Origin of the sequence: Cupriavidus sp. WS (genome assembly GCF_000395345.1) — a bacterium.
Taxonomy (GTDB): domain Bacteria; phylum Pseudomonadota; class Gammaproteobacteria; order Burkholderiales; family Burkholderiaceae; genus Cupriavidus; species Cupriavidus basilensis_B.
This window is the reverse complement of record NZ_AQPL01000077.1, coordinates 1-22,602: the sequence shown is the minus strand read 5'-3', so window position 1 is coordinate 22,602 and position 22,602 is coordinate 1. Positions and strand designations below refer to the sequence as shown.

Annotated in this window: 26 protein-coding genes; 16 read left to right on the top strand and 10 right to left on the bottom strand. The window is 67.7% G+C overall.

The window, feature by feature from the left end; genetic code table 11:
• From K206_RS0107840 to K206_RS0107795, 11 genes are all read left to right on the top strand, one after another.
• Positions 1 to 1,110 (top strand): tail fiber domain-containing protein, encoded by a 1,110-nt coding sequence (locus tag K206_RS0107840; protein WP_020201863.1) that lies wholly within the window; start codon positions 1 to 3, stop codon positions 1,108 to 1,110.
• Positions 1,107 to 1,808: a phage minor tail protein L gene (locus K206_RS0107835; RefSeq protein ID WP_020201862.1), complete on the top strand. Its 702-nt coding sequence runs from the start codon at positions 1,107 to 1,109 to the stop codon at positions 1,806 to 1,808. Before K206_RS0107840 ends, K206_RS0107835 begins: the two co-directional genes overlap by 4 nt.
• 1 nt (position 1,809) lies before the next feature.
• Positions 1,810 to 2,514, top strand: coding sequence for a C40 family peptidase (locus K206_RS0107830; RefSeq protein WP_020201861.1), 705 nt, complete (start codon positions 1,810 to 1,812; stop codon positions 2,512 to 2,514).
• Entirely contained in the window at positions 2,511 to 3,098 is a 588-nt protein-coding gene (locus tag K206_RS0107825; RefSeq protein ID WP_020201860.1) for a tail assembly protein, read from the top strand. Before K206_RS0107830 ends, K206_RS0107825 begins: the two co-directional genes overlap by 4 nt.
• 68 nt (positions 3,099 to 3,166) lie before the next feature.
• Complete coding sequence (locus tag K206_RS0107820) at positions 3,167 to 6,322, top strand: host specificity protein J (RefSeq protein WP_020201859.1); 3,156 nt, start codon at positions 3,167 to 3,169, stop codon at positions 6,320 to 6,322.
• Complete coding sequence (locus K206_RS41475; protein WP_081651352.1) at positions 6,322 to 6,633, top strand: hypothetical protein; 312 nt, start codon at positions 6,322 to 6,324, stop codon at positions 6,631 to 6,633. Before K206_RS0107820 ends, K206_RS41475 begins: the two co-directional genes overlap by 1 nt.
• 40 nt (positions 6,634 to 6,673) lie before the next feature.
• Positions 6,674 to 7,312, top strand: a complete 639-nt coding sequence (locus K206_RS0107815) for a hypothetical protein (RefSeq protein ID WP_231401582.1) — start codon at positions 6,674 to 6,676, stop codon at positions 7,310 to 7,312.
• Positions 7,313 to 7,404: 92 nt separating this feature from the next.
• Positions 7,405 to 7,803, top strand: coding sequence for a hypothetical protein (locus K206_RS0107810; protein WP_029043351.1), 399 nt, complete (start codon positions 7,405 to 7,407; stop codon positions 7,801 to 7,803).
• A complete protein-coding gene (locus tag K206_RS0107805) occupies positions 7,800 to 8,339 on the top strand; it encodes a glycoside hydrolase family 19 protein (RefSeq protein WP_020201856.1) in 540 nt (179 codons plus the stop codon). Before K206_RS0107810 ends, K206_RS0107805 begins: the two co-directional genes overlap by 4 nt.
• Positions 8,336 to 8,737 carry a hypothetical protein gene (locus K206_RS0107800; protein ID WP_020201855.1) on the top strand — a complete coding sequence of 134 codons (402 nt, stop codon included), beginning with the start codon at positions 8,336 to 8,338 and terminating at the stop codon, positions 8,735 to 8,737. Before K206_RS0107805 ends, K206_RS0107800 begins: the two co-directional genes overlap by 4 nt.
• Positions 8,734 to 8,991 (top strand): hypothetical protein, encoded by a 258-nt coding sequence (locus K206_RS0107795; RefSeq protein WP_020201854.1) that lies wholly within the window; start codon positions 8,734 to 8,736, stop codon positions 8,989 to 8,991. Before K206_RS0107800 ends, K206_RS0107795 begins: the two co-directional genes overlap by 4 nt.
• Positions 8,992 to 9,275: 284 nt before the next feature.
• Here the strand turns inward: K206_RS0107795 and K206_RS0107790 are convergent, their stop codons facing one another.
• Together K206_RS0107790 and K206_RS37755 are read right to left on the bottom strand one after the other, a co-directional pair.
• Positions 9,276 to 9,557 (bottom strand): hypothetical protein, encoded by a 282-nt coding sequence (locus K206_RS0107790; RefSeq protein WP_020201853.1) that lies wholly within the window; start codon positions 9,555 to 9,557, stop codon positions 9,276 to 9,278.
• A 16-nt stretch (positions 9,558 to 9,573) separates the two neighbouring features.
• On the bottom strand, positions 9,574 to 10,197 hold the full coding sequence (locus K206_RS37755; RefSeq protein ID WP_020201852.1) for a DUF2778 domain-containing protein: 624 nt from the start codon (positions 10,195 to 10,197) through the stop codon (positions 9,574 to 9,576).
• Between the two features lie 345 nt (positions 10,198 to 10,542).
• On the opposite strand from K206_RS37755, the gene K206_RS0107780 reads away from it, so the two are divergent.
• Positions 10,543 to 10,935 carry a hypothetical protein gene (locus tag K206_RS0107780; protein WP_043365824.1) on the top strand — a complete coding sequence of 131 codons (393 nt, stop codon included), beginning with the start codon at positions 10,543 to 10,545 and terminating at the stop codon, positions 10,933 to 10,935.
• 50 nt (positions 10,936 to 10,985) lie between these two features.
• On the opposite strand, the gene K206_RS0107775 is transcribed toward K206_RS0107780, so the two are convergent.
• From K206_RS0107775 to K206_RS0107760, 4 genes are all read right to left on the bottom strand, one after another.
• On the bottom strand, positions 10,986 to 11,360 hold the full coding sequence (locus tag K206_RS0107775) for a hypothetical protein (RefSeq protein WP_020201850.1): 375 nt from the start codon (positions 11,358 to 11,360) through the stop codon (positions 10,986 to 10,988).
• Between the two features lie 134 nt (positions 11,361 to 11,494).
• Positions 11,495 to 12,526, bottom strand: coding sequence for a phosphate ABC transporter substrate-binding protein PstS (pstS, locus tag K206_RS0107770; RefSeq protein WP_052165816.1), 1,032 nt, complete (start codon positions 12,524 to 12,526; stop codon positions 11,495 to 11,497).
• A 448-nt stretch (positions 12,527 to 12,974) separates the two neighbouring features.
• Positions 12,975 to 13,166, bottom strand: coding sequence for a hypothetical protein (locus K206_RS0107765; protein WP_020201848.1), 192 nt, complete (start codon positions 13,164 to 13,166; stop codon positions 12,975 to 12,977).
• A gap of 213 nt (positions 13,167 to 13,379) precedes the next feature.
• Positions 13,380 to 14,075, bottom strand: a complete 696-nt coding sequence (locus K206_RS0107760; protein WP_020201847.1) for a dienelactone hydrolase family protein — start codon at positions 14,073 to 14,075, stop codon at positions 13,380 to 13,382.
• A 269-nt stretch (positions 14,076 to 14,344) separates the two neighbouring features.
• On the opposite strand from K206_RS0107760, the gene K206_RS0107755 reads away from it, so the two are divergent.
• The 4 genes from K206_RS0107755 to K206_RS0107740 all read left to right on the top strand — a co-directional run bounded on the left by K206_RS0107755 (position 14,345) and on the right by K206_RS0107740 (position 17,090).
• Positions 14,345 to 14,698, top strand: coding sequence for a YciI family protein (locus K206_RS0107755; protein ID WP_020201846.1), 354 nt, complete (start codon positions 14,345 to 14,347; stop codon positions 14,696 to 14,698).
• Positions 14,699 to 14,909: 211 nt separating this feature from the next.
• Positions 14,910 to 15,323: a YciI family protein gene (locus K206_RS0107750; protein ID WP_020201845.1), complete on the top strand. Its 414-nt coding sequence runs from the start codon at positions 14,910 to 14,912 to the stop codon at positions 15,321 to 15,323.
• Positions 15,324 to 15,386: 63 nt separating this feature from the next.
• The gene (locus K206_RS0107745) at positions 15,387 to 15,794 is read left to right on the top strand and encodes a VOC family protein (protein WP_020201844.1); all 408 of its coding nucleotides are present in this window, start codon (positions 15,387 to 15,389) and stop codon (positions 15,792 to 15,794) included.
• Between the two features lie 18 nt (positions 15,795 to 15,812).
• Complete coding sequence (locus K206_RS0107740; RefSeq protein ID WP_020201843.1) at positions 15,813 to 17,090, top strand: RNA polymerase sigma factor; 1,278 nt, start codon at positions 15,813 to 15,815, stop codon at positions 17,088 to 17,090.
• A 52-nt stretch (positions 17,091 to 17,142) separates the two neighbouring features.
• Here the strand turns inward: K206_RS0107740 and K206_RS0107735 are convergent, their stop codons facing one another.
• The 4 genes from K206_RS0107735 to K206_RS0107720 all read right to left on the bottom strand — a co-directional run bounded on the left by K206_RS0107735 (position 17,143) and on the right by K206_RS0107720 (position 22,534).
• Positions 17,143 to 17,859: a methyltransferase gene (locus K206_RS0107735; protein ID WP_029043349.1), complete on the bottom strand. Its 717-nt coding sequence runs from the start codon at positions 17,857 to 17,859 to the stop codon at positions 17,143 to 17,145.
• A 172-nt stretch (positions 17,860 to 18,031) separates the two neighbouring features.
• Positions 18,032 to 20,056 (bottom strand): acetyl/propionyl/methylcrotonyl-CoA carboxylase subunit alpha, encoded by a 2,025-nt coding sequence (locus tag K206_RS0107730; protein ID WP_020201841.1) that lies wholly within the window; start codon positions 20,054 to 20,056, stop codon positions 18,032 to 18,034.
• A 40-nt stretch (positions 20,057 to 20,096) separates the two neighbouring features.
• Complete coding sequence (locus K206_RS0107725) at positions 20,097 to 20,882, bottom strand: enoyl-CoA hydratase/isomerase family protein (protein ID WP_020201840.1); 786 nt, start codon at positions 20,880 to 20,882, stop codon at positions 20,097 to 20,099.
• A gap of 44 nt (positions 20,883 to 20,926) precedes the next feature.
• Positions 20,927 to 22,534 (bottom strand): carboxyl transferase domain-containing protein, encoded by a 1,608-nt coding sequence (locus K206_RS0107720; protein WP_020201839.1) that lies wholly within the window; start codon positions 22,532 to 22,534, stop codon positions 20,927 to 20,929.
• Positions 22,535 to 22,602: the final 68 nt, after the last annotated feature.

Below are 22,602 nucleotides of genomic sequence, written 5' to 3'. Positions count from 1 at the left end.
ATGGCAAAACAGGTAATCGATCTTGGCACGCCGCCTGGCGCGTCCGACGGCGATACGTCGCGGACTGCCTTCACGAAGACGAAGGCGAACTTCGATGAGCTATACGCGCGCGCGCAAGGGCGGCTCAGCAAGGACATCGGCGGCGGTGCCGGCTTGGTCAGCCTGACGGCCGAGGAGGTGCTGTATGGGGTGATTGAGCTGACCGGCGAGATCACGGGGAATCGCGAGGTTGCTGTGCCGGCGGAGCCGGTGCAGTCCTGGATTGTGCGTAACAGCACGGTTGGCGCCTATACCGTGAAGTTTCGCACACAGGGCGGCGAGGGTGTCGTCATCGAGCGGGGTGGCGATGCTGTGCTGCGCACCGATGGCAGTGACGTGCTTGACGTGGATGCGGCACTCCGGGCGAGCATGCAGGACAAGGTGGACCAGGAGTACGTAGACGACGGGCTCGCTGCAAAGGCCGACAAGACGTACGTTGACAATGGTCTGAATGGGAAGCTCGCGAAGAACCCCGGTATGGGGGGCGGCACATTCCTGCGTGGCGACGGTGCATTCACGCGCTCCTTGGGCACCATTTATCAAAGCCATGGGTTCCAACCGGGCTATGAGTATCTGATTCCAGCGCAGACAGCATGCATGACATACCTGCTGTCGTCGGGCGATCTCGTCTTCGCGAATTCGGATGGTACGGCGTCATGGGTCGGCACGCGAGCGGTGCTGTCAGGCGGGGGGAATCTGGCGTTGAGCGGCACTCTCTCACAAGGCTCAGATGTGAGAATCAAGGCGAATATCCGCACGTTGGAGGGGGCGCTATCCAAGGTGCGCAGCATACGTGGGGTGACATACCAGCGCATGCTGCCATCGGTGGTGAAATTCGATGAGAGCGGTGGTCCCGAGTTGCCCCCAAAGCTCAGCGACCCCGAGATCGGGGTGATAGCTCAAGAGGTGCAGACAGTATGCCCGGAGCTGGTCAAGGCGCCCGATCCGGTGTCTGGGAATCTTGCTGTCATGTACGGCAATATGGTCGGCCTGCTGGTTCAGGCCATCAACGAGTTGGCTGACAAGCATGATCAGGCCGTGGCACGCATTGAGGCATTGGAGGCCCAATGAGCATCACCTGCGATATTCAAGGCCTTGAGCCCGGTGCATTGGTGGAGCTATTCGAGCTAGACGCCACCGACCAGGGCGGCGATGTGCTGCGCTTTCATGGCTATACGCAGGCCGGATCGATCTGGTGGCAGGGCCTGGAGTACTCCGGCTGGCCGATCCAGGCGGAGGGCTTCGCGCGCACCGGCGACGGCCAGCAGCCCGCCCCGACGCTGACGGTCGGCAACGTCGACGGCAGCATCTCGGCGCTGTGTCTCTTCCTGCAGGACCTGGTGGGGGTCAAGGTGACGCGCCGGCGCACGCTCGGGCGCTATCTCGACTCGGTCAATTTCCCGGGCGGGAATGCGGAAGCCGATCCCGACGAGGAACTCCCGCCGGAGCTCTGGTACATCGAGCAGAAAACGGCCGAGACGAGCGAGACGGTGGCATTCGAGCTGTCGACCGCGCTGGACTTCAACGGGGAGCAGTTGCCGCGCCGGCAGATCGTCGCCAACGTCTGCACCTGGTTGACGATCGGTGGATACCGCGGCCCCTATTGCGGGTACACGGGCGCCGCCTACTTCGATCGCGACGACAACCCGGTGGGAGACCCGACGCTGGACCGTTGTGGCGGCCGCCTCACGTCCTGCAAATGCCGATTCGGCGAAAACAACCCGTTGCCGTTCGGCTCGTTTCCGGCGGCCGACTTGCTTCGGAGTTGACATGGAGAGGGCAACGATCGAGGCCATCCGGGTGCATGCCGCGCGTGACTATCCCCGCGAGGCCTGCGGCCTGGTGGTGGTGGTGAGGGGCCGCGAGCGCTACGTGCCCTGTCGAAATTCGGCCAGCGGCACCGAGCACTTTATCTTGCCGGCCGAGGACTATGCCGCGGCGGAGGATCTGGGCGAGGTGGTGGCGGTGGTCCACAGCCATCCCGACTACCCGGCGGCGCCGAGTGAGGCGGATCTAGTCAGCTGCGAGGCCTCTGGCCTCTCGTGGCACATCCTGTCCTGGCCGGCCGACGACCTGCGGACCATCCAGCCCAGCGGCTACCAGGCACCGCTGGTGGGGCGCACGTTCGCTCATGGCGTGCTGGACTGCTACACGCTGGTGCGTGACTGGTACCAGCGCGAGCGCGGCATTGTGCTGAAGGACTTCCCGCGGCACGACGAGTGGTGGAACCAGGGCGAGGACCTGTACCTGCAGCACTACGCCGAAGCGGGCTTCGAGCGGATCTCGCAGGATCAGCCGGAACGGCCTGGTGACGTGATCCTGATGCAGCTGCGCGCCAAGGTGGCAAATCATGCCGCGGTCTACCTTGGCGACGGGCTGATGCTGCACCACCTGCACGGCCGGCTGTCCTCGCGCGATGTCTACGGCGGCTACTGGCAGGAGATCACGCGCTGTGTACTGAGGTATCAAGGATGAGCGAGAAACTGAGAACGATCCGCCTCTACGGCAAGCTGGGGGCCCGCTTTGGGCGCGTGTTCCGGTTCATGGTGGCCACCCCAGCGGAGGCCATACGCGCGCTGTGCGTCCAGTTGCCCGGGTTCAGGGAGGAGCTCACGTCCAGCGGGGCGCGTGGCATCACCTATGCCGTGTTCGCGGGCAGGCGCAATCTGAAGGCAGATGAGATAGAGCTGCCTCCTGGGCGGGATGACATCCGCATCGCGCCTGTCCTGCAGGGATCGAAGCGGGCCGGCCTGTTCCAGACGATTCTCGGCGCTGCCCTCATCGTGGTGGGTGCATTGATCAGCGTCTACGGTGGAGGCCTGGGCGCGCCCCTCATGAAGCTGGGCGCGGCGCTGGCATTGGGTGGCGTCGTCCAGATGCTCTCGCCCCAGCAGCGCGGCCTCTCCGCCAAGGACGGCCCCGACAACGGTGCCAGCTACAACTTCAACGGCCCGGTGAATACCACCGCCCAAGGCAACCCGGTGCCGCTGCTCTACGGTCGCATGATCGTCGGCAGTGCGGTGATCTCGGCCGGCATCTACGCCGAGGACCAGACATAGGCATCACGCCATTTTCCGCACACGAAGCCCCGCCGCGCGCGGGGCTTTTTCTTTTGTGAGCACGACGCATGCGCGACATCATTGGCTACGGCGGCGGCAAGGATGGGGGTGGGGGCAGCGCGCCCACGGAAAGCCCCGACAGCCTTCACTCCATCGCATACGCGCGCGTCCTGGACCTGGTATCCGAGGGCGAAATCGGCGGTCCAGTGAATGGGCTGCAGAGCATATTTCTCGACGGCACGCCGCTGGTGAATGCTGACGGCTCGAGCAACTTCCAGAACGTGTCCGTTGATGTGCGGCTGGGCACGCAAGACCAGGACTACATCGCGGGTTTTCCGTCGGTCGAGAACGAAACCTCGATCGGTGTCACGCTGACCACGGCGGTGCCGTGGTCGCGAGCGGTGACGAACACGCAGCTGTCGGCCATTCGCATCCGTCTTTCTGTGCCGGCGCTCTCGCAGGCTAACACCAGCAACGGCGATATCACCGGATACCGCGTCGAATATGCCATTGACCTGGCGACCGATGGGGGCTCCTATCAGCAGGTGCTGTCCGCCGCCTTCGATGGCAAGACGACCAACAAATACGAGCGCTCCCATCGCGTTGATTTGCCGCATGCTGCGACGGGCTGGGCGGTGCGCGTGCGCCGCGTCACGCCGGAGGCGAACAGCAACACGATCGCGGACACCACCGTCGTGGAGTCCATCACCGAGGTGATCGACGCCAAGCTGCGCTACCCCAACAGCGCCCTGGTGGGACTGCGGGTGGACGCGCGCCAGTTCAACAGCGTGCCGGCACGGTCATTCGAGCTTTTCGGCCGCATTATCCGGGTGCCCTCGAACTACGACCCAGCGACGTGCACGTATACCGGGGTGTGGGACGGCACGTTCCAGACTGCCTACTGCAACAACCCGGCATGGGTGTTTTACGATCTGGTGCTGCATCAGCGCTATGGCCTGGGCCATCGCGTCAATGCCGCCATGATCGACAAGTGGTCGCTTTACCAGATCGGCCAGTACTGCGACCAGCTGGTGCCGGATGGCAGGGGCGGCCAGGAGCCGCGCTTCACCTGCAACTGCTACCTGCAATCGCGTGCGGACGCCTACAAGGTGCTGCAGGACTTGGCCTCGATCTTCCGTGGCATGGCTTACTGGGCGTCGGGCGTGGTGGTGGCGTGTGCCGACATGCCGCAGGACCCGGTGTACACCTTCACCGCGGCCAACGTGGAGGACGGCAAGTTTTCCTATGCCGGTAGTGGGCTGAAGGCGCGCAAAACGGTGGCGCTGGTCTCGTGGAACGATCCGGCGGATCAGTACCGGGCCAAGGTCGAGTACGTCGAGGACCAGGACGGCATCGCGCGCTACGGCGTCCAGCAGACCGAGGTGACGGCATTTGGTTGCACGTCGCAGGCCCAGGCGAATCGGGCTGGGAAGTGGATCCTGCTGACGAGCCGGCTCGAAACCGAGACGGTCACGTTCAAGGTGGGACTGGATGCGGCCCTGGTAGCGCCCGGCTCGATTGTGCGGATTGCCGATCCCGCGCGGGCTGGCCGGCGCATTGGCGGCCGTGTTCGCGCTGCCGCCGGGCGCACTGTCACGCTCGACAAGGTGGACCAGGCCGCCGCCGGCGACACCTTGACCGTTATCCTGCCATCGGGCGTGGCGCAGACCCGCACGGTCTCCGCGGTCGATGGTGATGCGCTCACGGTGTCGGACGACTGGAGCGAGCCTGTCCAGCCGGAGGCAGTGTGGGCGATCGAGAGCGCGACGCTGAAGACGCAGCTATTCCGCATCCTGGACGTCAGCGAGTCCGACGGCATCACGTGCGAGATCAGCGCGCTGCACCACGAGCCCGGCAAGTACGCCAACATCGACAACGGCACGCGCATCGAGACGCGACCGGTGACGGTCATCCCGCCATCGGTGCAGCCGCCGCCGACCAACGTCGGCTTCGACACCTATTCGGTGATCGACCAGGGCATCGCCTCGACCACGATGGTGATCCAGTGGACGGCCGCGGACAAGGCGGTTGCCTACGACGTGGACTGGCGCCGCGACAACAGCGAATGGGTGAGCTTGCCGCGCACGGGATCCTGCAGCGTCGAGGTTCGCGGCATCTATGCCGGCACCTACCTGGCCCGCGTGCGCGCGGTGAACGCGCTGGATGTGAAATCGATCCCGGCCTACTCGGTCGAGACGGCGCTGCAGGGCAAAACCTCGCCGCCGCCGGTGGTGAGCTCGCTGGTGGCCACCGGCCTGATCTTTGGCGTCCGGCTGGATTGGGGCTTCCCCACCGGCCCGCTGGACGTGGAGCGCACAGAGATCTGGTACGGCCAGACCAACAGCCGGGACGACGCGATCAAGCTGGGTGACTTTGCTTTCCCGCAAAACACCCACACGCTGATGGGGCTCTCGGCCGGGGCGCGCCTGTACTTCTGGGCGCGCCTGGTCGACAAGAGCGGAAATATCGGCGCCTGGTATCCCGCGGGCATCGGTGTTGCGGGTCAGGCCAGTGCGGACGCCGACCAGATCCTCGACTACCTGGCTGGCCAGATCGGCAAGACGCAGCTGGCGCAGGACCTGCTCTCGGAGATCCAGTCGTTTGCGCCGCCGTTCGCGGGGTCGGAGGATGACTATGCCGGTTCGGTCCAGATCTTTGCCGGCATCCAGTCCATCCAGTCGCTGCAGCAGGAAGGCGATATGGCGCTGGCGCAGCAGCAGACGACGCTGCAGGCCCAGATCGGCGAGAACACGGCGCTGGTGCAGACCACGGCGTCGGCCATGGTCGCGCTCGATGGGAAGATCTCGGCCAGCTACACCATCAAGGTGGGGGTGACTGAGGACGGGAAGTACTACGGCGCCGGGATGGCGATTGGGATCAGCAACGAGACCGGGGCCGTCCAGTCACAGGTGCTTTTCCAGGCCGACCGCTTCGGCCTGATCAACCTCGTCAACGGCAATGTGACCACGCCGTTCGTCATCGAAGGTGGCCAGACCTTCATCAGCCAGGCATTGATCGGAAAGGGCTGGATCACGAATCTCATGATCGGCGATGTCATCCAGTCGGACAACTTCGTGGCTGGTCAAACGGGGTGGCGCCTGAACAAGGCGGGCACCTACGAAAACAACGGCACGGGCGAGGGAGGGAGGCGCGTGGATACCAACATGCTCACGCAGATCTACTGGCCCAACGGGCAGTTGGCTGTTCGTTTGGGGATCTGGTAATGCCGGTCGGTCTGGAAATCTACAACGCCGCCGGCGTTCGCACCTTCAGTACAAATGATCGTGTCGGGCGTGTGCTGGGCAGCGTCTCCACCGGAACCATCGATGGTTCCATTTCACATCAGGAGCTGACAAATGGTCAGGCGTTTTGCAATGTTATTCCGTTGGGTTCAATCCCTGGCCCGGGCGACTCGCCACTGGCAATCGCGGAGGTCACGATTGTCGGTGGCACGATTCGTTGGGCCTTTCCGGCGTGGTCCGCTGCTGTTGGTGCTCAGCGCGCTAACAGTGTGCTTGTTTTCGGGGTGTTCTGATGGTGGTGATGGGGAGGGGGAAATGCCGGCTGGCTTGACGGTGTACGGTGAACATGGCTTCGTCCAGATCACGGAGTCCTATTCCAACCTCGCTTTCCGGCAGAAGGCCGTCATCACGCTGGGCGCAAATGGGCGGGGCTCCTACAGCTTCAACGCCACGCTGCCGATGGTCTGCGTGCGCTCTTCCAGCCCGGTGGCTCTGCTTGGCTCGGTCAACAACGGCACATCCTGGACGCTCACGCTCAACGGCACGCCGGGCGCTACCGTCACGGCATACGTGTTCGATGAGCCGGTGCCCATTGGCAGCAATTTCGGCCTGCAGGTCTACAAGCAGGACGGCACGCTCGCGTTCGATTCGAACATGAACTACATGAAGATCGTTGGCGTGCTGTCGCCGCCTGGCGGTGCGCCTGGCTACAACCAGACATGGGAATCGAACCCGCTGCCAGCCGGAGCCTACGCCGCATGCGTCTCCTATACGCGCATGGGGATCTACAGCATCCCCGGCTCGGACGTGATCTTTGTGGCGGACCATGTGTACACCACGGCGACAGGCGGAGGCCTGCGGCTGCAGGGCTACGCTACCAAAGGCATTTGGGACCAGGGCGACGGCAATGGCTTGCAGATCGAATCGGGTCGCGCTCCGCAGGTGGTGCTGGTCGACGTATCGCTGCTGTAGCTCTGGCCACCAGGCCTCCAACGTGTCACCGCCCATCGAGGCGGCTTTTTTTTGCCCGCCTCGAGCGGGCTTTTTCATTTTCGGGGAACTACATGTCTGAACCAATCAGCGGCGGTGCCGCGGCAGCAGCGGGCGGTGCGGCCGCCTTCAAGGCGGTGGGCGGCGTCGCTGGCGTAGCAGCCGGCGCGAGCGGGCTGGCCGCGTTTGTGGTCATGCTCATGATGCGGCCGCGCAGCACGGGAGAATGGGCCGTCGCGCTCATCTCGACGGTGGTGTCGAGCGTGGGCGGCGGAGCGGCGGTGGTCCAGCACTTCGGGTTGCACGGCTGGACGGTCGATTACATCGGTCTGGTGGCGCTGTTCGGCCTGGTCTTTGCCTGTGGGTTGCCAGGCTGGGCGGTGGTGCGCTGGCTGTTCAACTTCATTGAGCGCCGGCGCGACAAGGATGCGCTGGAGGTGGTGGACGAGGTGCGGAAGGAGTTCACGCAATGATCACGCCCGCTATCCTCCACGCCATCATGCCCGGTGCCGGCCGGCGGGCGGACGTGTTCGCGCTGCCGCTCGGTGATGCCGCCCAGCGCTTCGGCATCGACACGCCGGCGCGCGTGGCCGCGTGGCTCGCCCAGGTCGCGCACGAGTCGGGGCAACTGATCTACACGCGCGAGATCTGGGGCCCGACGCCCACGCAGATGCGCTACGAGGGTAGGGCCGACCTCGGCAATACGCAGCCGGGCGACGGCAAGCGGTTCATGGGCCGTGGGCTGATCCAGATCACCGGGCGCAAGAACTACCTGCTGTGCGGGCTGGGGTTGCACCTGGATCTGCTCTCCATGCCGGCGCTGCTCGAGCAGCCGGATGCGGCCGCCGCCTCGGCTGGCTGGTACTGGCAGGCGCACGGGCTGGACCGATTCGTGGATGCCGGGGACTTCATCGGCCTCACGCGGGCCATCAACGGCAGCACGAACGGGCTGGCCGATCGGCAGCAGTTCTGGGCGCGCGCGAAGGCGGCGCTGGGGGTCAAGGCATGATCGACATCATCAAAGCCATCTTCGCCACGCCGCAGCGCATTGCCGTCTTCGCCGTGCTGGTCGTCCTGGCGCTGGCCGGCGGGTCGGTGTGGATCTACCGCGGCGAGCGGGACGCAGCGCGCGCCGAGCTCGTGCAGGCAAAGACCGATCTGGGTAAGGCCACGGAAACCAACAAGACGCTAGCCGGCTCGGTGGCCACCCAGAACGCCGCGGTGGCAGACCTGCAAGCGCAGGCCAAGCTGCGACAGTATCAGGCGGCCAAGGCGGATGCCGATGCCCAGGTGAAGCAGTCGAAATACGGCCTGTTGGCTGGCCGCATACAGGCGCAGGCGCCAGGGGTGGACCAGTGCGTATCGCTGCACGGGCTGCGGCAGACGTTCGTCAGGGGCCAGCCATGATCCGTGCGCTGATGCTGTGCTTGCTGCTGGCCGGATGCGCGGCCGCGCCAGCGGTGATCGAAAAACCGGTGGAGGTGAAGGTGCCTATCGCGGTGCCGTGCCAGGCGCCGGAGATCCCAGAGCCGGACTGGCCGTTGGCGCAGGTGCCGGAGACGGCCAGCGACTTCGAGTGGTACCGGGCGGCACTGGCCGAGCTGGCGCTGCGGGTGGGGTATGAGGTCAGGCTGCGGGCGGCCGCCGCGGCATGCCGGTAGCGAAATCGCGGATTCCGCCGGCGAGCCTGGCCCTGGCCGGCATGGGGACTTCTGGGTAACTGACAAGTACGAAATTGTGCAGGACGGCACAAGATTGGTAGCGTGCGTCGCCGAATTTTTCAATTAAATCAGGTGGTTAGATGAGCTATCAAGGCTACGAACCAAGGGGTCGTGGGTTCGAATCCTGCCAGCCGCACCATCTATTACAGTGACGATGCAAGCAATGGCCCGGAGAGTTGTCGCTCTCCGGGCCGTTTTTTTTTGCGCGACCCGCTTCGTTGGCGTCAGGCCAGCCGAGACCCGTCCAGCACCCAGAACGCCCAGACGGCAAGAAAGGGCATGGCGCACAGCCAGCGAAGACGCCACCCATGTCTTGTGGCAAACAACGCGCAGAGTGCCAGCACGCTGCTCGCCCACAGCGCGGCGACCGAGACCAGATAATGCGCCTGCGATTGGTATGCCCACATGGCGGCGGCGGGTCCGGCGGCGTCAAACGGATACGCTTCCGGTGCAGTCCAGGCATTCCAGAAGTCGATTGGCATCAGCGCGGCGATCAGACCGGGCATGATTGCCGCCGCTATCTTAATAGCGAACTTCCAGTTCCATGTCTTTCGCATAATATAAAAACTCTTTGGCAAACGCTTCCATCGAATTCGTAAGATCGATGCATCCAATGGAACCCGGGAACCAGCCGCCATGAATTGTAAAATTGCTGCGTCCGTAGACCTCAGTCCCGGGGTATGGCAGCAGACCTACGCGCCGGGTGCCCCAGGCCATCGTACAGCCTGGCCATCTTCCGGCCTTGATCTTGATGATGTTGAGCAGGCAAGCGGCTCGATTGAATATCCCGGTGTCTTCCCAGCGCTGGAAGTCCCGTTGCAGGGCCGTATATTTTCCTTCGGGGATTGGCCCCACATCTTTTTTCGTCTGATGGATCGGTGCGGTATGGCCTTGTTTTCCTGAGGTCGCTGGCCAGAATCTCATATTTCGACCCTCGACCCACTTCAGGTGCTTGCCGTCGAAGAACAACCGTGCCCTGCGGTTCTGGATCCGCCGATCCATCTCGTCGAGTTCCAGCATCTTGACGATTTCACGCGGCGTCAAGGAGGTTTCGGGCAGGGAGAAGGCGGATCTTTCTCTCAGCAGATCTTCGAATGCTTGCCTCAGGCGCTGGTTGCTGTCGATCTCGTATTCCAGATGGCTCATGGGTAGATTCCAGATAGTCCGGCTTTAGGAACATATGTATATGCTGGCTTTGGTAGCGCGCCCGCTCGCTATGGCTGGCCATTTGACTGGAATCGGTGTGAAGAGTAAATCTGACAAATTCCAAAAATAAGGACTCTCAGGGGATTCTTCGAATCAAGGACCGACGTCGACGCGATTGCCGGAAGAAGGCTGTAGGGCGGCGTCATAGCCAGGCTTCCACGTACGGGAATCGAAAGTGTCCGCTCATGTGTATTGGTTGGTCCGATCGTCCGCCTTCCCACACCGACAGCCTCCCAAGCCGATTGCGGTAACATGCGGCCACCGTTTTTTGCCAAAGGAGAGAAAATGTCCCACCGACGCGTATTGCTGTCCGCCGCGCTGGCGCTGGCGGTTTCATGGCTCGCGGGATGCGCCAGCGGCGTCAGTCCGGAGTCCATCCAGGCGAGGGAGCCGGTGCGCGTGCACTCGGCGGCCAGCCCGGCCGCGCTGGTGGCGTGCCTGAAGGGCCGGCTGGGCGATGACGCCAACGTGGTGTCGTATCCCGAGCCGGGCAGGGTGGATATCCGCATCGGCAGTACCGACAATTCCGAGTACAGGTATTACCACCTGGTCAGCCTGCGCCGGGGCGGGGAAGGCACGGAAGTGGAGATCCGCAGCGCGGACGAATGGCATCCGCTGCTCAGTGGCGGCCGCGTGCGCGGCATGGTCGAGGACTGCGCGCCGGCGAAGACGCGCTAGCGCTGCCGTGCCGGTGCCGCCGCGCCGGCGGCACCGCGGGCGGCGCTGGTTCAGGGCTGTATGGTGCGCAGCAGGTGTTCCTGCAGGCGGCTCAGTTCGAGCGCGATGCCGCCGGGAAAGCCCTGGCGGCCGCCGCGCCGGTCGATCAGCAGGTCGGTGAGGTAGGCCGACAGCACGGCGGGGCTGGCCGCGAGCGCGGCCATCTGGTTGCCGATGCGGGCGTAGCCGCGGCACAGTTCCAGCGGCCGCGCGTCGGGCGGCAGCGAGGCCAGCCATTTGAGCGCGGTGTCGGTGAGGACCTGCGTCCCGGTGCTTTCGGGGCGCCGCATGGTCGGCCAGTCGGGTTCGGCCTGCGTGGGGACCGCGCCGTCCAGTATCTGTTTTGCTTCCTCGATTGAGACGAACTCGAACGAGAGGGATTCCATGCCAACTCCGGGATCAGGTATGCGCGCCGTCGTGAATCGGCGGCGTCTGATTTTACCGGTATCGGCTGTTTCCGTGCCTTCTTGAGCCGCGCGGGCCAGACGCCTTCGCGCGGTCTTGCCGGCAGCCCGCCGGCTCATTTCATGTTCTCGCTCCAGTAGGCCTCGATCTGCTTGACCAGCACCGGCGGCAGGGCCACGTAGTGCTCGGCGGTGGCGTCGGCCTGGCCGTCGTTGAGCGCCCAGCGGAAGAACGACAGCGCGTTCTTCGCGCTGGCGGCATCCCTGGGCGCCTTCGGCATGATGACGAACACCACGCCGGTGATGGGCCACGCCTGCCCGCCGGGCGGATCGGTGATGACCTGGTAGAAGTCCGGCTGCTGGTTCCAGTCCGCCGACGCCACCGCGGCGCTGAACGTCTCGCGCGAGGGCACGACGTAGGCGCCGTCCTTGTTGCGCAGCGCGGTGTAGGGCAGCTTGCGCTGGAGCGCGTAGGTCAGCTCGGCATAGCCGATCGCGCCCTTGACGCTCTTGATGTAGGCGGCCACGCCCTCGTTGCCGACCGCGCCCACGCCGGTCGGCCACTTGATGGTGGTGCCGGCGCCCACGCCGCGCTTCCATTCGCCGCTGACCTCGGACAGGTAGTTGGCCCAGTTGAAGGTGGTGCCGGAACTGTCGCTGCGATGTACCACCAGGATCTTCTGGTCCGGCAGCGCGAGGCCGGGATTGAGCGCGCCGATGGCGGGATCGTTCCACCTGGCGATCTTGCCGAGGTAGATGTCGGCCAGCACCTGCCCGGTCAGCCGGACCTGGCCCGGGACCACGCCGTCGAGATTGACGATGGGCACCACGCCGCCGGCCACCAGCGGGAACTGGACCAGCCCCGAGGCGCGCAGCTCGTCCGGCTTGAGCGGCATGTCCGAGGCGCCGAAGGCAACGTTGGCGGCCTTGATCTGGCGGATGCCGTTGCCCGAGCCGATGGCCTGGTAGTTCACCTCCTGCCCGGTCCTGGCGTAGTAGGTCGAGGCCCATTTCAGCAGCAGCGGGTAGACGAAGGTCGAGCCGGCGCCGGTGATGTCGCCCGCCTGCGCCAGCAGCGCGCCGCCGGCGAGCACGCATGCCAGGGTGGCCCGTTGCCATGCCTTTTGCCAAGATCGGGAGCAGGTCATGTCGGCGGCCTCCTTCGTATGCGGGCGGAGCAGATGTCTGCGCGGGCCGCCGTGCTATCCGCTGCGCGGCGGCGATGCGCCGCGGGGCAATCGGCTTCCTCTCATGCTAGCAGTCGCGCGCGAATTTCCAACAGGTGTTTTGCCGGCGCCGCGCGCAGCTTGCCGTGCGGCGGGTTGTCGAGGTCGAAGCGGTCGAAGCGGTCGAAGTGGTCGCAGGCATCGTCGCGGGTGTCGATGCGCTGGCAGACGCAGCGGTGCAGGGCATCGCCGATGCGTGCGCGCGTTGCGGCCTTCCAATCGTTCGTGGCCGGTCACGCTGATGAACCGCGGCGGGATGTCGGTCCTGCCTGCCGGCGCGCCGCATCCAGCCACGCAGCCGGCCACGCAGCCGGGCGCGGCGGGCGCGGCGGGCGTTCTTCCCGCCTGCGCCCGTGCCGCGCAGCGCGCATCACTTCGGCGTGGGCATGTGCAGCTGGCCATCGTCGCCGAGCACCAGCCCCTGCCACGTGGCGGGCTTGCCCGACAATTCCCAGGCCGCGATCTGCACCGGGGTCCTGCCGATGCCGCCTTTCACGGCTTGCATCGCTTCGCGGTCGAGCGCTTCCGCGGCGGGAAGGTCCTTGATTTCGAGGGTGTCCATGATGGTTCTCCGTGACGGGTCATGTTGGCGGCGGGCCAACGGTGTGGCCCGCCTGACCATGACAACGCACGGTCCGTGCCGGTGGCGCGGCGCCGGCATTTGTGGCGCATGCCCGCCCTGGCGCGCGGGAGCCGCGCGTTTGCGCCGCGGAACAGGCGGGCCGCGCCCGACAGGCGCCGCCGCGGTGACGGTGGCCGGCCAACAGCGCCACCGTCAGGACAGGTTGGCGCGGAAGAAGGCCGCGGTGCGCTCGTTGGCGGCCTGCGCGGAGGCCGCGTCGAAATGCACGCCGTTGTTGCGCGCGAACGCATGCGAGCAGCCGGGGTAGGTGTGTATCTCGATATGGGACCGCGGCGACAGCGCGGCGATGATCCGCGTCCAGGTTTCGCGCGGCACGAATTCGTCGGCTTCCGCGATATGCATCAGCAGCGGCTGGCGGATGTTGCCGGCCTCGCCGAGGTACTGGTCGATGCCGACGCCGTAGTACACCGTCACGGCATCGGCGTCCGTGCGCGCCGCGGTGAGGAAGGCGAGCAGCCCGCCCAGGCAGAAGCCCACCGCGCCGACCTTGCCGCCGGCGCCGTCCAGCGCGCGCGTGTAGCGGATGGTGGCGTCGATGTCGCGCACGCCCGCCGGCACGTCGAAGCCGTTGTAGAGCTTGAATGCCTTGTCCCACTCGGCCTGGGTGGCGTCGGTCAGTTCCACGCCGGGCTCCTGGCGCCAGTAGAGATCGGGGCAGATGGCCACGTAACCCTGCGCGGCGAAGTCGTCGCAGGTCTTGCGCATGTCCGCGTTGATGCCAAAGATCTCCTGGATCACCACGATCGCCGGCGCCTTCGCCGCCGCCGGCCGCGCCAGGTAGGCGGCGAAGGTCCCGTCCGCCGTGCTTATCTTCACCATTTCGCCCATCGTCGTGCTCCCGTTCGAGATTCGATGCAGTCGCCCGGGGCAGCCTGCGCCGGACGTGCGAATAGGATTATTGGCGGCCTGCGCCGGACCGCAAGGGAAAACCGGCACGCCGGCCTGCCGCGTCGTGTCGCGTCCTGCCGCCGGCATCCTCACTGCAATTAACGGCCAGGAAGCGAGGGTGGCCGCGCAGGTGGCCGGCCGCTTGCGGCCGGCACCGGGGGCGCGCAGGATGGGGGCCTGTCCAATCCCGACATGCGCTGGAGACCCGTATGCCGTACATGCTGCTGATCGTGGAACCTGTCGGCCAGCGCGCCGCGCGCACCGAGGAGGCGGGCCGGCAGGCCTATGCAAGCATGACGCAGTTCGCCGGCCGCCTGACCGAGCGCGGCGTGCTGCTGGGCTGCAATTCGCTCACCTCGGATGCCCGGGGCGTGCGCGTGCAGGTGCGCGAAGGCCGCCGCGACCTGCTCGACGGTCCGTTCGCGGAGGCCAAGGAGATGGTCGGCGGTTATTTCCTGCTCGACTGCGCCAGCCAGGACGAGGCCATCGCCATCGCCGCCGAATGTCCGGCCGCAAGCTGGTGCACGGTGGAAGTGCGCGAAGTGGGGCCGTGCTTTACGTGAAGCTCCACGCGGCTGCATGGGCGGCATGGGCGGAGGTGGATGCTTCTAGGTAATTACCCTGGGTTCGCGGGATTTTCGCGCGCGCGCTGTCGATCCTGCCGCGCGCGGCGCGTCGTGCCGGCATGCGCCGCGGCACCGGGCCGGTCACAGGACCGACCGCAATGCCGGTGCCGCCGGCTTCCGACCGACGGTCAACCCGAGGAGCGATGCAATGCGATTCATGATCCTGGTGAAAGCCACCCAGGCCAGCGAAGCCGGCCAGATGCCCGAGGAAAGCCTCATTGCCGCGATGGCGGCCTATCACGAGCAACTGGCCAGGGCCGGCGTGCTGCTCGACGGCGCCGGGCTCAAGCCCAGCGCGGCCGGCTGGCGCATCCGCCATGCCGGCGGCCGGCGCACGGTGACGGACGGCCCGTTCGCGCAGACCAACGAACTCGTGGCCGGCTACACCCTGATCCAGGTGCGCAGCCGCGAGGAAGCGATGGAGTGGGCGCGCCGCTTTCCCGCGCCGCACGGCGAGACGGCCGACGGCGAGATCGAGGTGCGTCCGCTCTATGAACTGGAGGATTTCGCGCCCGGCCCCGCCGTGGACCGCTTCCGCGCGCTCGGCATGGGCCAGCGCTGAAGGCGCCGAAGCGGACGCGAGCGCAACGAGCGCAACGCACATCACGAGCACCACGAGGACATCATGCACAAGCAAATCTACGTCAACCTCGCCGTGGCCGACCTGCCGCGCGCGATGGATTTCTTCAAGGGCCTGGGCTTTACCTTCAACCCGCGCTTCACCGACGGCAACGCGGCCTGCATGGTCATCGGCGAGAACATCCACGCCATGCTGCTGACCGAGGCCTTCTTCAAGAGCTTCACCACGCGCGCGCTGTGCGACACCGCGCACAGCACCGAGGTGCTGATCTGCCTGTCGTGCGAGAGCCGCGCCGAGGTCGATGCGCTGGTCGCCAAGGCGCTGGCCGCCGGCGCCCGCGCGCCGCGCGCGCCGCAGGACCACGGTTTCATGTACGGCCACGGCTTCGAGGACCTGGACGGCCATATCTGGGAGCTGGTGTACATGGAGCCGCAGGCCGCGGACCCGGCCTGAATGCCCCGGGGCGGCAGGATGACGGCGATTCCCCCGGCGCACCGCGCGATCGAGGCCGTATGGCGCATCGAATCCGCCAGGGTCATCGCCCACGTGGCGCGCGTGGTGCGCGACGTGGGCCTGGCCGAGGAACTGGCGCAGGACGCCTTGCTGGCCGCGCTGGAGCGCTGGCCGGAAAACGGCGTGCCGGACAACCCCGGCGCGTGGCTGATGACCACGGCCCGGCGCCGCGCGCTGGACCACCTGCGCCGGCAGGCGCTGCACGCGCGCAAGCACGAGCAGATCGGCCATGAGCTCGACGCGCTGGAGGCCCGCATAGTGCCCGACTTCGTCGATGGGCTCGACGTGGCCCGCGAGGACGACATCGGCGACGACCTGCTGCGCCTGGTCTTCACCGCCTGCCATCCGGTGCTGTCGCGCGAGGCGCGCGTGGCCATGACCCTGCGCCTGCTCGGTGGCCTGACCACCGCCGAGATCGCGCGCGCGTTCCTCACGCCGGAGCCCACCATCGCCCAGCGCATCGTGCGCGCCAAGCGCGCGCTGGGCGCGGCGCGCGTGCCGTTCGAGGTGCCGGGGCCGCAGGCGCGCGCGGCGCGCCTGGCGTCGGTGCTGGAGGTGATCTACCTGATCTTCAACGAGGGGTATGCCGCCACCGCCGGCAGCGACTGGATGCGCCCTGCGCTGTGCGAGGAAGCGCTGCGCCTGGGCCGCACGCTGGCCGGCCTGATGCCGGACGAAAGCGAGGTGCACGGACTGGTGGCGCTGATGGAGATACAGGCCTCGCGCACGCACGCGCGCGTCGACGCGCAGGGCCGGCCGGTGCTGCTGCCCGACCAGGACCGCGGCCGCTGGGACCCGCTGCTGATCCGGCGCGGCCTGCACGCGCTGGCGCGCGCGCAGGCGCTTGGCGGCGCGCTCGGCCCCTACGCGCTGCAGGCCGCGCTGGCCGCCTGCCACGCGCGCGCGCCGAGCGCGGCCGAGACCGACTGGGCGCAGATCGCCGCGCTGTACGACGCGCTCGCGCGGGTCATGCCGTCGCCGGTGGTGGAGCTGAACCGCGCGGTGGCGGTGGGCATGGCCTTCGGCCCGGCGGCCGGGCTGGAGATCGTCGATGCGCTGGCCGCGGGGGCCGCGCTGGAGAACTATCACCTGCTGCCCAGCGTGCGCGGCGACCTGCTGTCGAAGCTGGGCCGCTTCGCGCAAGCGCGCGCCGAGTTCGAACGCGCCGCCGGCATGACCCGCAACGCGCGCGAGCGCGAACTGCTGCTGGCGCGGGCGCGCGCGGCGCGGGGGTGAGGGCAGGCGCCTGCCGCCACCACCACAAGCCCCCGCCAGACCATCGCACCGCCTACTGCGCCACGATGCCCGGCCGCGCCATCCGCGTGTACACCAGCAGGCGTCCCTTGTAGGCGTCCTGGTCGGTGCCGGCGGGACGGTCCAGCCGCTGCTCCGCCAGCGAGAAACCGAGCGCCGCCATCCACCGGTTGAAGGCCGGGCGGTTGCCGCGGTCGGGGTCGACGATCCAGACCTCCGCGGCCGCGCTGGCGTGGCTGTCGATGTAGCGCGCGAGCCTGCCGTCGGTGTCGCGCTCGTAGAGCAGGTCGCTGCCGATGATCAGGTCGAAGTCGCCCGCCACGTTCTGCACGCCTGCCAGGCTCGGGTCGCTGCCGTCGGCCGCGCCCCAGTGGCCGTGCCGGTATTTCATCGGCGCGAGGCCGTTGATGCGCGCGTTCTCCGCCAGGAAGGGGCCGGCCATCGGGTGGCAGTCGCTGGCAGTCACGTCGGCGCCGCGGCGGTGCGCGACCAGGCTGGCCAGCGCCGTGCCGCAGCCGATCTCGAGGATGCGCTCGGCCGGGTCCACCGGCCGCGCGGCGATGCGTTCGGCCAGCAGCGCGCCGGACGGCCACAGCATGCCGAACAGCGGCCACGCGGCGGAGGAAATGCCCATGCGTTCGGCGTCGCCGTGGGGATCGTGGAACTGCTGCTGGTCCAGCAGGCAACGAATGACCAAATCGGGCGCGCCCGCGATGGCAACGCGCTCTTGCTTGGTTTGATACCCGGGCATGGGGAGAGGGGGAGGCCGGGAACCGGCCCCGCTAGAGGGAGGGAGCGGGCAGTATGCCCGAAATACCCCGCCGCGGGCCGGAATTTGCCGTCAAATGCGCGCAAAAGCCGCGCCGCAGGCACTCCGTGGATGCCCGCGGCGCGGCAAGGCACAGGCCATGCCGGGCAAGGCGTCAGGCCGGCGCGTCTTCCAGCGTGACCAGCTGCGCGCCGTCCTGCACCTGGTCGCCCACCGCGTACAGCACTTCCTGCACCACGCCGTCGGCGGGCGCGGTCAGCGTGTGCTCCATCTTCATGGCTTCCATCACGATGAGCGGATCGCCCTTGCCGATCACGGCGCCGGCCTTGACCATCACCGCGATGATGCGGCCCGGCATCGGCGCCACCAGCTTGCCGCCCTCGGCATCGGCGCCGGCCGCGTGCGCGAGCGGGTCGATCACCTCCAGCCGGGTTTGCCGGCTGCCGCTGAACACATGGATGGCATCGCCGTCGAGATGGGTGCTGCCCTTGACCGTGCGCTCGCCAAGGTCGAGCGCATGGCCGTCGCCGGCGCTGGCCGCGCGGAAGGGCACGGTCTGCCCGTTCACGCTCAGCCACTGCCGCGCGCCGTCGTCGCGCAGGCTGGCCTCGGTCTCGCCCTCGGCCGTGCGCAGGCGGAAGCGGCGCGTGGCCTCGCCGTTCAGGCGCCAGGCGCCGCCGTGCCGCCACGGCGAATGCGCGTCGGCCGGGTCCACGCGGCGCGCGCGCGCCTGCGCGTCGAGCAGCGCCGCCACCGCCAGCGCGATGGCGTCGATGCCCTCCGGCCCGGCGGGCGGGAACAGCGCCGCGTGGTTGCGCTCGATCAGGCCGGTGTCGAGGTCCGCCGTGGCGAACGCCGGCGAGGCCACCAGCCGCTGCAGGAAGGCGATATTGGTGGACAGGCCCACCACGTGGTACTGCGCCAGCGCCTGCGCCATGCGCGCCAGCGCTTCCTCGCGGTCGCGGCCCCACACGATCAGCTTGGCGATCATGGGGTCGTAGAAGGGGCTGATGGTGTCGCCCTCGCGCACGCCGGAATCGATGCGCGCGCCGGCCGGGCCGCCGCGGTCCTGGCCCAGCTCGAACTGCACCGCCGCCGGCGTGCGCAGGTAGCGCAGCGTGCCGGTGGACGGCAGGAAGCCCTTGTCCGGGTTCTCGGCGTACACGCGCGCCTCCAGCGCGTGGCCGTGGATGCGCAACTGGTCCTGCCTCAGCGGCAGCGGCTCGCCGGCGGCCACGCGCAACTGCCACTCCACCAGGTCCTGCCCGGTGATCATCTCGGTCACGGGATGTTCCACCTGCAGGCGCGTGTTCATCTCCATGAAGTAGAACGAGCCGTCCTGGTTGGCGATGAACTCCACGGTGCCGGCGCCCACGTAGCCCACCGCCTGCGCCGCGGCCACGGCGGCGTCGCCCATTGCGCGCCGGCGCTCCTCGCTCATGCCCGGCGCCGGGGCTTCTTCCAGCACCTTCTGGTGGCGCCGCTGCACCGAGCAGTCGCGCTCGAACAGGTAGACGCAGTTGCCGTGCGTATCGGCGAACACCTGGATCTCGATATGGCGCGGGCGCGTCAGGTACTTCTCCACCAGCACCTTGTCGTCGCCGAAGCTGGCCGATGCCTCGCGCTTGACCGAGGCCAGCGCGGCCTCGAAGCCAGCGCCGGCCTCGACCACGCGCATGCCCTTGCCGCCGCCGCCGGCGCTGGCCTTGAGCAGCACCGGGTAGCCGATGCGGTCGGCCTCGCGGCGCAGCAGCGCGGCGTCCTGGTCCTCGCCGTGGTAGCCCGGCACCAGCGGCACCGCGGCCTTTTCCATCAGTTGCTTGGCCGCGCTCTTGCTGCCCATCGCGCGGATGCTCGATGCCGGCGGCCCGATGAAGACCAGCCCGGCGGCCGCGCAAGCCTCGGCAAAACCGTCGTTCTCGGACAGGAAGCCGTAGCCCGGGTGGATCGCCTGCGCGCCGGTGGCCAGGGCCACCGCGATGATGTGCTCGCCGCGCAGGTAGCTGTCGCGCGCGGCCGCGCCGCCGATGTGCACGGCTTCGTCGCACAGCGCCACGTGGCGCGCGCCGGCATCGGCGTCCGAGTAGACCGCCACCGTGCGGATGCCCAGGCGGCGGCAGGTGGCGGCCACGCGGCAGGCGATTTCGCCGCGGTTGGCGATCAGGATTTTGTTGAACATGCTGGTGGTCCTCTTGTCTTTTCCTTGCGTGCGGCGTGCCTCAGACCTTCCAGGCGGGCGCGCGCTTCTCCAGGAAGGACTTCACGCCTTCCCGCCCTTCGTCCGAAGCGCGGATCGCGGCTATGCGCTCCGCCGTCTGCGCCAGCAGGTCGTCGTCGACCGGCTGCCCGGCCACCTCCTGCACCAGCCGCTTGCTCTCGCGCACCGCGTTCGGGCTGTTGGCCGCCAGCGTGGCGGCCAGTTCGGCCACCTTGGCGTCCAGCGCGGCGGCGGCCACCACCTCGTGCACGAAGCCCAGCCGCAGCGCCTCGGCCGCGCCGAAGCGCTCGGCGGTGATGAAGTAGCGGCGCGAGGCCTGCTCGCCCAGCGCGCGGATCACGTAGGGGCTGATGGTGGCCGGCAGCAGGCCCAGGCGCGCCTCCGACAGGCAGAAGGTCACGCCCTCGGCCGCCACCGCGATGTCGCACGCCGCCACCAGCCCCACGCCGCCGGCGTAGGCGTCGCCGTGGACGCGCGCGATCACCGGCTTGGGGCAGGACCAGATGGTGTGCAGCATCTGCGCCAGCGTCAGCGCGTCGGAGCGGTTCTCGTCGTGCGAGTAGCCGGCCATCTTCTTCATCCAGTTCAGGTCGGCGCCGGCGCAGAAGGCCGGGCCGTTGCCGGCCAGCACGATGGCGCGCACCGAGGGCTCGCTGCCCAGCGCGCGGAAGGCGCCGGTCAGCTCGGCGATCACGGTTTCGTTGAAGGCGTTGCGCACGTCGGGCCGGTTCAGCGTGACGGTGGCCACGTGCTGCGCGGTGGTGACGGTGAGGGTGGTGAATTCCATTTCGGTGTCCTGTGGCGGTGCGTGAGCGTGGGCGGGGCAGGGCGTTACATGCGGAACACGCCGAACTTCATCTCGCCGATCGGCGCGTTGAGGCTGGCCGACAGGCCCAGGCCCAGCACCGTGCGCGTCTGCGCGGGGTCGATCACGCCGTCGTCCCACAGGCGCGCGCTGGCGTAGTAGGGATGGCCCTGGTGCTCGTACTGGTCGCGGATCGGCTGCTTGAACTTGTCTTCTTCCTCGGCGCTCCAGGCGCCGCCGCGGGCCTCGATGCCGTCGCGGCGCACCGTGGCCAGCACGCTGGCGGCCTGCTCGCCGCCCATCACCGAGATGCGCGCGTTCGGCCACATCCACAAGAAGCGCGGCGAATACGCGCGCCCGCACATGCCGTAGTTGCCCGCGCCGAACGAGCCGCCGATGATGACCGTGAACTTGGGCACCTGCGCCGTGGCCACCGCCGTCACCATCTTGGCGCCGTTGCGCGCGATGCCTTCGTTCTCGTACTTGCGGCCCACCATGAAGCCGGTGATGTTCTGCAGGAACACCAGCGGGATCTTGCGCTGGCAGCACAGCTCGATGAAGTGCGCGCCCTTGAGCGCCGACTCCGAGAACAGGATGCCGTTGTTGGCGATGATGCCGACCGGGTAGCCCCAGATCCGCGCGAAGCCGCACACCAGCGTGGTGCCGTAGCGCGCCTTGAACTCGTCGAAGTCGGAATCGTCCACGATGCGCGCGATGACCTCGCGCACGTCGTAGGGCTTGCGCGTGTCGGTGGGGATCACGCCGTACAGCTCCTCCACCGGGTAGCGCGGCGGCAGCGGCTCGTGCAGGCGGATCTGGTCCGGCTTGCGGCGGTTCAGGTGCTGCACGATATTGCGCGCCAGCGACAGCGCGTGCGCGTCGTTCTGCGCGAAGTAGTCCGCCACGCCGGACAGGCGCGTGTGCACGTCGGCGCCGCCCAGGTCCTCGGCGCTCACTTCCTCGCCGGTGGCCGCCTTCACCAGCGGCGGGCCGCCCAGGAAGATGGTGCCCTGGTTCTTGACGATGATGGACTCGTCGCTCATGGCCGGCACGTAGGCGCCGCCCGCCGTGCACGAGCCCATCACCACCGCGATCTGCGGGATGCCCTGCTTGGACAGGTTGGCCTGGTTGTAGAAGATGCGGCCGAAGTGGTCGCGGTCGGGGAACACGTCGTCCTGGTTGGGCAGGTTGGCGCCGCCCGAATCCACCAGGTAGATGCAGGGCAGGTTGTTCTGCTCGGCGATCTCCTGCGCGCGCAGGTGCTTGCGCACGGTCAGCGGGTAATAGGTGCCGCCCTTGACGGTGGCGTCGTTGCAGACGATCACGCATTCCTGCCCGGCGATGCTGCCGATGCCGGTGATGATGCCCGCGCCCGGCGCGGCATCGTCGTACATGTCGTAGGCCGCCAGCTGCGACAGCTCCAGGAACGGCGTGCCGGGGTCCAGCAGCTGCTGCACGCGCTCGCGCGGCAGCATCTTGCCGCGCGACAGATGCTTGGCGCGCGCGTCCTCGCCGCCGCCTTCGGCCAGTTTGGCGATCCTGGCCTTGAGGTCGTCGACCAGCGCCTGCATGGCGTCGGCATTGGCGCGGAACGATTCCGAGCGCGCATTGAGTTTGGTTTCGAGCGTGGGCATGGGTCTGGGTATCTCGTATCAGGGGTCGCGCTGGCGAGCGGCCTTACATCGTCTCGGCGTACAGTTCG

Bases quoted from the DNA above. Each gene is read 5' to 3' on its own strand.
- K206_RS0107840 (WP_020201863.1), top strand. From the start codon at position 1: ATGGCAAAACAGGTAATCGATCTTGGCACGCCGCCTGGCGCGTCCGAC.
- K206_RS0107835 (WP_020201862.1), top strand. From the start codon at position 1,107: ATGAGCATCACCTGCGATATTCAAGGCCTTGAGCCCGGTGCATTGGTG.
- K206_RS0107830 (WP_020201861.1), top strand. From the start codon at position 1,810: ATGGAGAGGGCAACGATCGAGGCCATCCGGGTGCATGCCGCGCGTGAC.
- K206_RS0107825 (WP_020201860.1), top strand. From the start codon at position 2,511: ATGAGCGAGAAACTGAGAACGATCCGCCTCTACGGCAAGCTGGGGGCC.
- K206_RS0107820 (WP_020201859.1), top strand. From the start codon at position 3,167: ATGCGCGACATCATTGGCTACGGCGGCGGCAAGGATGGGGGTGGGGGC.
- K206_RS41475 (WP_081651352.1), top strand. From the start codon at position 6,322: ATGCCGGTCGGTCTGGAAATCTACAACGCCGCCGGCGTTCGCACCTTC.
- K206_RS0107810 (WP_029043351.1), top strand. From the start codon at position 7,405: ATGTCTGAACCAATCAGCGGCGGTGCCGCGGCAGCAGCGGGCGGTGCG.
- K206_RS0107805 (WP_020201856.1), top strand. From the start codon at position 7,800: ATGATCACGCCCGCTATCCTCCACGCCATCATGCCCGGTGCCGGCCGG.
- K206_RS0107800 (WP_020201855.1), top strand. From the start codon at position 8,336: ATGATCGACATCATCAAAGCCATCTTCGCCACGCCGCAGCGCATTGCC.
- K206_RS0107795 (WP_020201854.1), top strand. From the start codon at position 8,734: ATGATCCGTGCGCTGATGCTGTGCTTGCTGCTGGCCGGATGCGCGGCC.
- K206_RS0107790 (WP_020201853.1), bottom strand. From the start codon at position 9,557: ATGCCCGGTCTGATCGCCGCGCTGATGCCAATCGACTTCTGGAATGCC.
- K206_RS37755 (WP_020201852.1), bottom strand. From the start codon at position 10,197: ATGAGCCATCTGGAATACGAGATCGACAGCAACCAGCGCCTGAGGCAA.
- K206_RS0107780 (WP_043365824.1), top strand. From the start codon at position 10,543: ATGTCCCACCGACGCGTATTGCTGTCCGCCGCGCTGGCGCTGGCGGTT.
- K206_RS0107775 (WP_020201850.1), bottom strand. From the start codon at position 11,360: ATGGAATCCCTCTCGTTCGAGTTCGTCTCAATCGAGGAAGCAAAACAG.
- pstS (WP_052165816.1), bottom strand. From the start codon at position 12,526: ATGACCTGCTCCCGATCTTGGCAAAAGGCATGGCAACGGGCCACCCTG.
- K206_RS0107765 (WP_020201848.1), bottom strand. From the start codon at position 13,166: ATGGACACCCTCGAAATCAAGGACCTTCCCGCCGCGGAAGCGCTCGAC.
- K206_RS0107760 (WP_020201847.1), bottom strand. From the start codon at position 14,075: ATGGGCGAAATGGTGAAGATAAGCACGGCGGACGGGACCTTCGCCGCC.
- K206_RS0107755 (WP_020201846.1), top strand. From the start codon at position 14,345: ATGCCGTACATGCTGCTGATCGTGGAACCTGTCGGCCAGCGCGCCGCG.
- K206_RS0107750 (WP_020201845.1), top strand. From the start codon at position 14,910: ATGCGATTCATGATCCTGGTGAAAGCCACCCAGGCCAGCGAAGCCGGC.
- K206_RS0107745 (WP_020201844.1), top strand. From the start codon at position 15,387: ATGCACAAGCAAATCTACGTCAACCTCGCCGTGGCCGACCTGCCGCGC.
- K206_RS0107740 (WP_020201843.1), top strand. From the start codon at position 15,813: ATGACGGCGATTCCCCCGGCGCACCGCGCGATCGAGGCCGTATGGCGC.
- K206_RS0107735 (WP_029043349.1), bottom strand. From the start codon at position 17,859: ATGCCCGGGTATCAAACCAAGCAAGAGCGCGTTGCCATCGCGGGCGCG.
- K206_RS0107730 (WP_020201841.1), bottom strand. From the start codon at position 20,056: ATGTTCAACAAAATCCTGATCGCCAACCGCGGCGAAATCGCCTGCCGC.
- K206_RS0107725 (WP_020201840.1), bottom strand. From the start codon at position 20,882: ATGGAATTCACCACCCTCACCGTCACCACCGCGCAGCACGTGGCCACC.
- K206_RS0107720 (WP_020201839.1), bottom strand. From the start codon at position 22,534: ATGCCCACGCTCGAAACCAAACTCAATGCGCGCTCGGAATCGTTCCGC.